The organism is Azonexus sp. GW821-FHT04F04, assembly GCF_059420025.1.
The window spans coordinates 410,133-421,304 of sequence record NZ_JBWKSX010000003.1; the positions used below are offsets into that span (position 1 = coordinate 410,133).

General features: G+C 56.3%; 10 protein-coding genes. 9 read left to right on the forward strand and 1 reads right to left on the reverse strand.

Annotation, left to right across the window (positions count from 1 at the left end):
• The first annotated feature begins 45 nt into the window (after nucleotides 1-45).
• From AC07TV_RS09305 to AC07TV_RS09320, 4 genes are all read left to right on the forward strand, one after another.
• Entirely contained in the window at nucleotides 46-2,007 is a 1,962-nt protein-coding gene (locus AC07TV_RS09305; protein ID WP_494648112.1) for a DUF1302 family protein, read from the forward strand.
• 21 nt (nucleotides 2,008-2,028) lie between these two features.
• The gene (locus AC07TV_RS09310; protein WP_494648113.1) at nucleotides 2,029-3,342 is read left to right on the forward strand and encodes a DUF1329 domain-containing protein; all 1,314 of its coding nucleotides are present in this window, start codon (nucleotides 2,029-2,031) and stop codon (nucleotides 3,340-3,342) included.
• A 166-nt stretch (nucleotides 3,343-3,508) separates the two neighbouring features.
• A complete protein-coding gene (locus AC07TV_RS09315; RefSeq protein WP_494648114.1) occupies nucleotides 3,509-3,871 on the forward strand; it encodes a DUF3135 domain-containing protein in 363 nt (120 codons plus the stop codon).
• Between the two features lie 34 nt (nucleotides 3,872-3,905).
• Complete coding sequence (locus tag AC07TV_RS09320; protein WP_494648115.1) at nucleotides 3,906-5,582, forward strand: methyl-accepting chemotaxis protein; 1,677 nt, start codon at nucleotides 3,906-3,908, stop codon at nucleotides 5,580-5,582.
• 81 nt (nucleotides 5,583-5,663) lie between these two features.
• Here AC07TV_RS09320 and AC07TV_RS09325 read toward each other — a convergent pair whose 3' ends face one another.
• Nucleotides 5,664-6,560, reverse strand: coding sequence for a LysR family transcriptional regulator (locus AC07TV_RS09325; protein WP_494648116.1), 897 nt, complete (start codon nucleotides 6,558-6,560; stop codon nucleotides 5,664-5,666).
• A gap of 345 nt (nucleotides 6,561-6,905) precedes the next feature.
• Between AC07TV_RS09325 and AC07TV_RS09330 the strand changes: the two genes are divergently transcribed.
• Genes AC07TV_RS09330 through AC07TV_RS09350 form a run of 5 tightly spaced genes read left to right on the forward strand, consistent with a single transcriptional unit; the run spans nucleotide 6,906 to nucleotide 11,077 of the window.
• The gene (locus AC07TV_RS09330) at nucleotides 6,906-7,835 is read left to right on the forward strand and encodes a catechol 2,3-dioxygenase (RefSeq protein WP_494648117.1); all 930 of its coding nucleotides are present in this window, start codon (nucleotides 6,906-6,908) and stop codon (nucleotides 7,833-7,835) included.
• Between the two features lie 43 nt (nucleotides 7,836-7,878).
• Entirely contained in the window at nucleotides 7,879-8,871 is a 993-nt protein-coding gene (locus AC07TV_RS09335; protein WP_494648118.1) for an aromatic/alkene monooxygenase hydroxylase subunit beta, read from the forward strand.
• A 10-nt stretch (nucleotides 8,872-8,881) separates the two neighbouring features.
• The gene (locus AC07TV_RS09340) at nucleotides 8,882-9,151 is read left to right on the forward strand and encodes an MmoB/DmpM family protein (protein WP_494648119.1); all 270 of its coding nucleotides are present in this window, start codon (nucleotides 8,882-8,884) and stop codon (nucleotides 9,149-9,151) included.
• 19 nt (nucleotides 9,152-9,170) lie between these two features.
• A complete protein-coding gene (locus AC07TV_RS09345) occupies nucleotides 9,171-10,691 on the forward strand; it encodes a YHS domain-containing protein (RefSeq protein WP_494648120.1) in 1,521 nt (506 codons plus the stop codon).
• A gap of 29 nt (nucleotides 10,692-10,720) precedes the next feature.
• A complete protein-coding gene (locus AC07TV_RS09350) occupies nucleotides 10,721-11,077 on the forward strand; it encodes a phenol hydroxylase subunit P4 (protein ID WP_494648121.1) in 357 nt (118 codons plus the stop codon).
• The last annotated feature ends 95 nt before the right edge of the window (nucleotides 11,078-11,172 follow it).

The window sequence follows — 11,172 nt, forward strand, 5'->3', positions numbered from 1 at the left end:
AACAGCAACCTTTTCTTTTAAACAAAACCATTGGGGGTTTGATCCATGGAGACAAAACAAAACACTGGAAGGCGCCTGACGCTCATCGCGGCAGCGCTCTCCGCCTCTTTCGCAACACAGGCGTGGGGCGATGACCTTCCGTCGATGGGCGAAGACTCTTCGCCCTGGCAGGTCGATGTGACCTACGAGAACCACACGGCACATCGCGAGCACGCTGGCCTGGCCAAGTTTCGCAACACCATGCAGGCCGAGTTCGACAAGAAGGCCGGCAATGGCTGGGGTATCCACGGCATCCTGCGTGGTAGCTGGGATGGCGTTTATCGCATGAACAGCAGCGAGTACGGCAAGGATGCGGGTGGGGCGATCAATTTGCAGTCAACCACGCCTGGCGGTTACGTCTCGGTGCCACATGGCGGCGGTATTGGCTACACCGCCGTCGCTCTGGGCTTGGGGGTTCCGACAAATGTGTTTGTTGACACCTATGCCAACAATCCTAATGAGGGATTGCGTGTTCTTGGCGATCGCTGGCATGGCATTGATGGCGGTGTTGCGTTTGGAGTTCCTGTGCGCCCCTGCGACGTTGATAGTCGTGGCTGCCGTGACTTTGGCGGTTATGGTGACAAGACGCTATCGGAATTGGAAGCGCCGGAATTCAACGATCGACTTGATTTCATTCGCGAGCTATATGTCAAGAAGACATTCGATCTGGGTGATGGCAAGGGATTATTCCTGAAGCTGGGTAAGCAGCAGGTGGTCTGGGGGCGTACTGACCTCTTCCGCGTCCTCGATGTCATTAACCCGGTTGATTATTCGCGCAACAACATTTACGACGAACTGTCCGATATCCGCATTCCGATGTGGATTGCCCAGGCGGAATACCGCATGGGTGCCAGTGAGTCTATGCAGGACCGCAACTTCCAGATCGTCTGGAACTTCGATCAGTTCCGGGCCAACAATCTGGGCCAATGCGGTTCGCCTAACGTGATACTGGACGCGGGGTGTTTTTTCCGCGGTATGGCCAATCTCTGGGATAACGGTGGCACGGTGGCCAACTTTGCCAATGTCGCGCCCGGTACGTTGTTAGCAACCAATTTTGGCCCAGGGCAGATTGGCATCAAGGACGTTAATCTCCCTGACTGGTCATTGTCGAACACCCAACTGGGGGCAAAATATGAGGGCGTGACTGCAGACGGCCTGTCCTTCTCGCTGAACGCGCTGACCTATCGTTCCCAATTGCCGTCTCTGCACGGTGGTAAGCGGGCGACTAACTCCTTCACGGGGGTGTATCAAAATGCTTGGCCCTATCTGATTTCCTTCGATATGGAATTTCCGCGGGTTAACCTGATCGGTGGCTCGATGGACTTCCAACTCCCTGCGGCAGGGGCTGCTGTGCGTGTTGAGGCCGCGTTTACTGATGGTGAAGAGTTTTCCAATACTGCACGCGAGCAGCTGTATTCGAAGAACAATGTTTTCCGCAGCGTGATCGGTATTGATCGTCCAACCTTCATCCCGTTCATCAGCGAAACTTCTGCAACTCTGATTTCGGGGCAGTTGTTCTATCAACACATTTTTAATCACGAATGGAAGCAGGGTTCTCTGGGACCTGTTGGTATGCCGGATTGGGAAGACAACTTTATCGGCACTTTGCTGATCAAGGGCTTTCTGCGTAACGGCACGCTGAGCCCGCAAATCATCTTCGCGCATGACTTCCAGGCACGGGCGACGGCTATGGCTCCGCAGGTTGAATGGAACGTCACGAACGATCTGAAGGTGACCTTTGGCGCCAACTACAAGCTGGCTGAAGGGCGCACCCGCTGGAATTTCGATGACTGTCGTTCCTGTAATCCGTTTGCGCCATATACCGCACCCAACGGAGATGCGGATCCGTTCACCTCGTATTCACGTGGACTTAGCGGCATGGAACCCCTCGGCCGCTTCCGCGCCGGCCCGATCGGTGCTGCGTTCAAGGAAAACGACATTTTCGTTCGTGTTAACTACAAGTTCTAACTTATACCCGGAGACAACCACATGAAAAAAACCATGATTTCCCTGCTGCCACTGGTGGCGGCAGGTTTGGTCGGCTCGGCATTTGCTGCCACTGAAGCCGATGTCGAAAACTCTTTCAATCCCTACAAGGCTGGCATGCCGAGCGCACCGGGTGTGACACCGGGTACCGTCATCACCAAGGCCAACGTGGACCAGTTCAAGGATGTGCTGTCGGTTGGCTTGTTCAAACTGCTCAAGGATGGCGCTTTTGAAATGAAGGTGGGGCCCACCACCCAGTTCATGATCAACAGCAGCTATATCAATGCCACCAAAACCAATCTGAACAAGACCAAGCTGGGCTCGAAAGCCGGCGAAAATCTGACGGGTTACGTGGCTGGCCGTCCGTTCCCGGAAGAGCCGGATGCGAAGGATCCACGGGCTGGTGAAAAGCTGGCCTGGAACTACAAGTACGGTGTTAACTGGGGCGACGGTGCGGTCATTTCGCCGTTCTACTGGCGTTACCGCAACATGACTACCGGGCAGATCGAGAAGACCATCAAGTATGACTTCCACTTCCTGAACTTCATGCATCGGACCAAGGATGCGCCGATTCCGGAATTCACTCCGAATCCGTCGGGTCTGTACCGCGCGATTTACGTCAAGGCCAACGAGCCGCAGGATCTCAAGAATACGCAGTTGCTGATCCAACGCTTCGAAGACGACAGCAAGCTTGACGACGCATACCTGTATCTCGGCTTCCAGCGTCGCGTGCGTCGTCTGGCCCAAGGGCAGGTGACCGACTCCTTCCTCGGCTCCGATCTGATGATCGAAGACTTCGAAGGTTACAACGGCCGAGTTTCCGACATGAAGTGGACCTACAAGGGCACCAAAAACATGCTGTTGCCGATGTGGAACCACAACGAACTCAAGCTTTCCGACGAGTTCAAGGAAGCCGATGGCTACAAGTTCGTGAACTACGGTGGTCAAGGTGGATGCTTCCCGGATGCGACCTGGCAATTGCGCAAGGTCTATGTGCTGGAAGCCGTGCCGGTCAATCCGAACCACCCGATCAGCAAGCGGACTTTCTACATGGATGCACAGTTGCAGAACCTGAACGGTGCCATCGACATCTACGACCGCAAGGGCGAACTGTGGAAGGCCTTCAGCGTCGGCAAGTCGCATCCTGACCATCACCTGCCGGTGAACAAGGGTTCAGGCATTGGTATCGACGATGGCGTGATCATGGTTGACGTTCAGGCCAAGCACTGCACGACCGCCCAGTTCAAGGGCCAGGTCGATCCGAAGAAGGCACCTCCGGGTCTCTTCCAGGTTCAGAACCTGCGCGGCGGGGATTAATCAGCCTTAAGTATTTCACTGTCTCTGCGGGCGAGGGTTTCTGTGTAGAAACCCCTTTTCTCCCTCATTCGGGGGGCCTTTGGCCCCCCATTTTTTTGATTTGGTGTTTTGTGATGAAGATACGTGTCATTCCCGGTGATGGAGTCGGGGGCGGAATTACTCGTGAGTGGGCCGTCGCGTCATTAACGCTCTGCCTACCGGACCATTTGCCGGCATGAGCGGGGTTTTGTCTGAAGGCGCCCTGGAGCAACTGGCGGTGCGTGATCCGGCTGGCTTCGTCCTTGAGCGTCGTCGTTTGCTGAGCGATTTCATGCGCAGCACAAACGGCTCAATGGAATTGCTGGCTGACCTGCAGCGGACGATAGATCAGACGATTGCGTTGAGTGGTGCGCCAATGCATACGCTCGATCATCTCGCTGGTTTGATTGAAGATCGATTATTGATTATCGCCAGGCTGAGCAGGGAATTGGCTGCAGAAATAAATAATCAAGAAAAAAAAGAGCAGGCAGCAACTACGGCTGTTCGTTGACCCGCTCGCAACGCATTTTAAGGAGACACAAATAATGAGATCGTTTATGCGAAGCATGACGAATCGGGTGCGCATATCCCATCGACTGATTTACATCACTTTCATGTCCATAGCTCTCTATGTCGTTGCCGCAGGAATTGGCTGGTGGGGGCTGGATGCAGCAAGTAAATCCCTGAAGTCTGTCTACGAGGATCGGGCAATTCCGATGCAGCTGTTGTCGACCATCGACGCCGATATTCGCGAAGATGCCCTGAAGCTGCTGTTCGCTTTTGAAGGTGCTCCGGGCCGGCCGGCATCCGGCTTGATGGATGAGACCGCGAGCTCATTGACCAAGGCGGTGCGCGCCAATGTGCAGAATTTTGAAGCGCAGTGGAAGCGTTATGAAGAGACCAGGCATACCGAAGAAGAAGACGTTCTGGTCGCGGCGTTTACCGAAAAACACAAGGCCTGGATGGACAAGATATTACGTACCGTCAGTGAAATCGATGACCGCAAACTCAATGATGCCGGGGTGCTTGGCGAGTTTCTGTATGCGGTAAAGGAGGAGCGGCAGGCGGCTCTGGAAGCCTTGCGCGAATTGATCGCGTATCAGGCCAGAGTGGCCAAGGACGAGTACGAAGTTGCTGAATCCCGTTATCGCCTGAGCCAGACCTTGCTCCTGGCTTTTCTCGTGCTTGGGGCGGTATTTGTCGGAGGACCGGCGATTCTGACCATTCGTTATATCAGCAACGGTCTGAAGGAGGCGGGTAAAACCGCATCGGCGATTGCTGGTGGCGATTTGACCGGCGAGATTTCAATTTCCCGGAATGACGAAATTGGCGAGCTGTCCGACAAACTCTCTGTCATGCGCAGCAATTTGCTCGAGTTGATTGCCGCCATTCGCCAGAATGCCGATGGCCTGAATCAGAACGCGCGCAATCTGTCACTGGCCGCTGAGCGCAGTGCGCTGACGGTTGAAACTCAAAGTAGTGCCGCTTCTGCAATGTCGTCATCGATGGTCGACCTGTCCCGTTCCATGGAATGCATTGGTGTCAATGCCAGGGAAGCTCACCAGATCAGCGAAATGTCGAGCGAGTATGCCGATAGGGGAGGGCAGATCATTCAGCGGACGGCCAGTGAGATGCAGGGGATCGCCGAGGCGGTCAACGTGGTGGCCGGAACGATTCGGGATCTGGAAGGATTGTCGCGACATATTTCCAGCATCGTGCAGGTGATCAAGGAGATTGCCGATCAGACCAATCTGTTGGCGCTGAATGCCGCGATCGAAGCGGCACGGGCCGGTGAGCAAGGGCGAGGTTTTGCTGTGGTGGCTGATGAAGTCCGTAAATTGGCCGAGCGGACGACGGCTTCGACGCATGAAATCGGTGAAATCATCATTCGTACCCAGCAAGGGACAGAGGGTGCCGTTCGGGAGATGGATAACGGCGTGGTTCGCGTAAGTAATGGGGTGCAGCTGGCTAATAGTGCAGGAAGCTCCATCGTTGAAATTCGCGAATCGGCACAACGGGCAGCCAGTGTGGTGGCGGAGATTACCCAGGTGATCATTGCTCAAAATGAGTCTTCGCGGGATGCCGCGCAGAAGGTCGAGATGATTGCGCGAGGTATTGAGGAAAACTCCCGTTCCATTACTCAGACGGCCGATGCCGCCAGGCAACTGGCTGTGCTGTCCGAAGAAATGGCCGGTTTGGCTGGCCGTTTCAAGGTTGCCTGAGCAGCTTTTTCCAGGATTTCAATTTCGAGCCATTTTTCCGGTTGACCGTGGGATTCCGAAATACAGGGGCGCGCCAGCCCGCTAGACGCTGGGCGCTTCCCGAAATTTTTGCACGCTGGCCAGGAAGGCCTGCAGGATCGGCGAGTGATCGTCGGTGCGGTAAATGCAGCTCAGATCGACGGTGGCCGAGATCGCATCGCGAAATGGGCGGCAGACCACCCCGGGCAGGCTGATGGTGGTTGCCGACTTGGGAACGATGGTGATGCCGAAACCGCCGGCGACCAGTGCCATGCCGGTGACGGCATCGCCAACCACCTGGGAAATCTGCGGCGTGACGCCCATGTTCCCGCAAAGCTGAATGATCCGGTCGACAAAGTTCGGCCGGGCGCCCGACGGGAAGAGGACCAGCGGATATTTGGCCACTTCCATGAACGGAACCGATTCGTGCTGACTCAGCGGGTGATCTTCGTTGACCACCAGATAGAGCGGCTCGCGCATGATCAGTTCGGTCGTGATGTCGGGCAGCGGTGAGAGCATGCGGTTGAAGCCGATGGTGATGCGGCGCTGGCGCAGCGCTTCGATCTGTTCCGACTTGGACATGGTGTGCAGCGAGACGACGACATCCGGGTTGGTGTCCTTGAATAGCTGGAGCAGCTTGGGAATGGTGCCCAGGATGCCCGTGCCGAAAATGCCGATATCGAGTCGCCCGAGCTTGCCCTGACCCGCCCGCTTGGTGCGTTCGATGGCCTGCTCGACCAGGGCGCGGATGTTGGTTGCCTCCTCGTGGAAGAGCTCGCCGGCCTGCGTCAGCTCGACACCGCGCGGTGTGCGGATGAACAACTGCACGCCGAGCTCTTCTTCGAGTTGCTGAATCTGCCGCGTTAGCGGTGGCTGCGAGATGCACAGCCGCAACGCGGCACGGCCGATGTTGAGCTCTTCGGCAACAGCGATGAAATATTTGAGATGGCGAAGATCCACTCTCTGCTCCCCGGTGAAATTTTCGAATTGTTCAAAAAAGGTATGGACTGGCGCCATATCTAGTATTGGACAGTATAGCCCAGCCTTCCTAATCTGCTCGTGGCGACGAGACGATTGTTCGTTTTGCGGGTTGATAAATTTATTCATTTCATGAAATTTCGTTAATCAAAAGTATTCAACGTCATTACGATTTGGTGAATAAATTTTGTATTGATTAATTAAAACAACGGTTTGTCAGGTTGGCACACATCCTGCGGATAGCTTCACCACGAAAGCTGATCGCAAAGAATCAGGATGTGTTGGAAGCGATTTTTAAGTCATTAACGAGAAAGAGGAGACAAGACAATGGCAATGACAGGCGTACTTCGCCCGGGACACGCACAGGTTCGGGTACTGGATCTTGAGGAAGCAGCGACTTTTTACCGCGACGTGCTGGGCCTAGTGGAAACCGGTCGCGACGCGCAAGGGCGGGTCTATTTCAAATGCTGGGATGAGCGCGATCACCACAGCTACATCATTCGTCAGGCCGACCGTGCCGGCCTCGACTTTTTTGGCTTCAAGGTGCTCGACAAGGCGACGCTGGAAAAGCTCGACGCCGACCTGCAGGCCTATGGCCTGAAGACAGAGCGCATCCCGGCCGGCGAAATGCTGGAAACCGGCGAGCGTGTTCGCTTCGTTTTGCCCTCCGGTCACCCGATTGAGCTTTTTGCCGAAAAGACCCAGATCGGTAACGGCAGCGGCACGGTCAATCCGGCGCCGTGGAACCAGGCAGCCGAACATGGCATTGCCCCGGTTCGCCTTGATCACACTTTGCTCTACGGGCCGAACGTGGCCGAAGTGCAAAAGATATTTACCGAAGTGCTCGGCTTTTATCTTGTCGAAAGCGTGTTGACGCCGGATGGCAACGGCAACGCTGCGATCTGGTTGTCCTGCTCGCACAAGGTGCACGACATCGCCTTCGCCGAATATCCGGAGCCGGGCAAGCTGCATCACTGTTCTTTCCTGATGGATAGCTGGGAAAAAGTGCTGCGCGCTGGCGACATCATGTCGATGAACCTGGTGCCGGTCGACATCGGCCCGACCCGTCATGGCGTCACCCGCGGCTGCACCATCTACGCCTGGGACCCGTCAGGCAACCGTTTCGAAACCTTCTTTGGCGGCTACCAACCGTATCCGGACTGGGAACCCCTGGTGTGGACCTTCGACAACTTCGGTCAGGGACTGGATTACCCGCAGCGCAAGCTGCATGAAACTTTCCTGACCGTCGTCAGCTGAGCCTGCACAGCCGCTGCAGCTAAATCAACAAGGAGACAGCATCATGCAAATCGACCTGCGTACGGTCAGTATCCCGGCCCAACGCCAGACTTTCGATCATCTGGCTCGCCGCTTCGGTGACAAGCCGGCCTCGCGTTATCAGGAGGGCAGCTACGACATTCAGGCGACCGAACACCTGCACTACCGGCCAACCTGGGATCCGGAACAGGAGCTCTACGATGCCGGCATCACGCGCATCGTCATGAAGGACTGGTATGCCCTCAAAGATCCGCGCCAGTTCTACTACAGCACCTACACGCTGACCCGTGCCCGGCAGCAGGATACGACCGAAGCCAATTTCAACTTCGTCGAAAGCCGCGGTCTGGCCGACGCCATGCCCGAGGAATTGAAAGCGATTGCCCTGCGTGTTCTGGTGCCGCTGCGCCATGCCGCGTGGGGTGCCAACATGAACAACACCTTCATCTGCGGCTACGGTTTTGGCACCGCCTTCACCCAGCCGTGCATGTACCACGCGATGGATAACCTCGGCACTGCCCAGTATCTGTCGCGCCTCGGCTTGCTGCTTGGCGATCAGGAAGCGCTCGAGGCCGGCAAGGCCTCCTGGATGAACGATGAAACCTGGCAGCCGCTGCGCCGCTATGTCGAGGATTGCCTGGTCGTACGCGATCCGTTCGAACTGTTCGTCGCCCAGAACGTGGCGCTCGACGGCCTGCTTTATCCGCTGGTCTATGAGCAACTGGTCGACGGATACCTGTCGTCGCGCGGCGCTTCGGCCGTGGCCATGCTCTGCCAGTTCATGAACGACTGGTTTGACGAGACGCGCAAGTGGGTCGATGCCGTCATGAAGGTGGCGGCAGCTGAGTCTGACGAAAATCGCGCGGTTCTCCAGGAATGGACCAAGAAATGGAGCGAACGGGCGTCAGCTGCCTTGCTCCCGGTCGTTCAGCAAGCACTGGGCGAGGGGGCTGGCGAGGCAATCAGCGAAGAGATCGTCGCCTTCACGGCACGGCTGAAAAAAATCGGCATTGAAATCTGAGGGAAAAACCATGTCGACCGTATTCATTGCCCTGCAAGCCAACGAAGACACTCGTCCGATCATCGACGCCATCATGCAAGACAACCCGGCTGCCATCGTCAATCGCGAGCCGGCCATGGTCAAGATCGATGCGCCGGGGTCGATGACCATCCGTCGCGAAACCATCGAAGAACACATGGGCCGCGCCTACGACCTGCAGGAATTGCAGATCAACCTGATCACCCTCTCCGGCAACGTGGATGAGGACGAAGACAGTTTCACCCTGCGCTGGAACAGCTAATAGCTGGAAGGAGATAAAAATGGACATGCAAGTTGCCAAGAAAAAGCTCGGCCTCAAGGAAAAGTACAAGCTGCTGACCCGCGACCTCGGCTGGGAAACGACCTATCACAGCAAGGAAGAGGTTTTCCCCTACACCCACTACGAAGGCATCAAGGTGCACGACTGGGACAAGTGGGAAGACCCCTTCCGCCTGACCATGGATTCGTACTGGAAATATCAGGCCGAGAAGGAGCGCAAGTTCTACGCGATCATCGACGCCCATGCTCAGAACAACGGTCACCTGAACCTGACCGATGCCCGTTACCTGAGCGCCCTGAAAATATTCCTGCAGGCCATCAGCCCGGGTGAATATGCTGCGCACCGGGGCTTTGCCCGGGTTGGCCGCGAGTTTCAGGGCGTCGGTACGCAGGTCGCCTGCCAGATGCAGGCCATCGATGAAATCCGCCACGCCCAGACACAGATTCACGCCATGTCGAACTACAACAAGTTCTACAACGGCTTCCATGCTTTCGCCGATTCACGCGACCGCATCTGGTACACCTCGGTCGCCCGTTCCTTCTTCGATGACTCGATGTCGGCCGGCCCCTTTGAATTCATGATCGCCATCGGTTTCAGCTTCGAATACGTGCTGACCAATCTGCTCTTCGTCCCCTTCATGTCCGGTGCCGCCTATAACGGCGACATGGCGACGGTGACCTTCGGTTTCTCGGCGCAGTCTGACGAAGCCCGTCACATGACGCTCGGCCTCGAGTGCATCAAGTTCATGCTCGAACAGGACCCGGCCAATCTGCCCATCGTCCAGAAATGGATCGACAAGTGGTTCTGGCGCGGTTTCCGCGTGCTTGGCCTGGTCAGCACGATGATGGATTACATGCTGCCCAAGCGCGTGATGTCCTGGCGCGAAGCGTGGAATATCTACGGCATTGAGAACGGCACCGCTTTGTTCCGCGATCTGGCCCGCTACGGCATACGCGCCCCGGCCGGCTGGGACGACGCCGAAAAGGCCATCGACCACATGTCGCACCAGTTCATGCTTGGCCTTTACCAGTGGAGTTTCGGCACGGCTTTCCATAGCTGGATTCCATCCGAGGACGAAATGACCTGGCTGGCCAAGAAATACCCGACCACCTTCGACCAGTACTACCGCCCGCGCTGGGAACACATCAAGAAACTCAAGGCCGCCGGTACGCCGTTCGCCAACTTCGGCCTGGCCAAGCTGTGCCAGACCTGCCAGTTGCCGGTCGTGTTTACCGAGCCGGATGATCCGACCCGGCTGGCGCAGCGTGAAGGCGAGTACAAGGGGGAGAAATATCACTTCTGTTCTGACGGTTGTCAGCACATTTTTGAAGACGAGCCGGAGAAGTACATTCAGGCTTGGCTGCCCATGCCACAACTGTTTCAGGACCCGATTGGCGGTGATCTGGCGGCCTGGATGGACTGGGTCAGCTTGCGTAACGGCACGGACAACGGCGATTACGACGGTTCCGAAGACCAGAAGAATTTCGACGCCTGGCGCGCCATGGCGACCAGCAATCAGTGATTCACGCCCCCACAAAAAGGAGAATTTAAATGGCTGTAGTTTCCACCAAGCCTTATGTCGGCGTGCCGCGAGATCTGGTCGCCAATTTCAACGGCAAGCAATTGGTCTATGCCTGCTGGGATCAGCACCTGCTGTTTGCCGCGCCCTTCCTGTTCTGTGTGCCGCCGGAAATGAGCTTCCGCGAATGGGTCGATGGTCCGCTCAGCGCATTGATCCAGCCCGACCCGGATGCGCTTGCTGTTGATTGGAGCAAGGTTGAATGGCTGAAGTCGAATAAGCCATTCACGCCGGATTTCGACGCCAGCTTGGCGGCTAATGGGATTGGGCATAAGGAGCAATTGCGGTTTATTACGCCGGGGTTGAATTCTTTGCTGGCTGCTGCTTAGGGATTGCTGCCAGGTTTCAGGCTTGGGGTTCCGCCTTGTTGGCGGGCGTACTTTCTTTTGCTTCGCCAAAAGAAAGTAGCCAAAGAAAAGGCGAC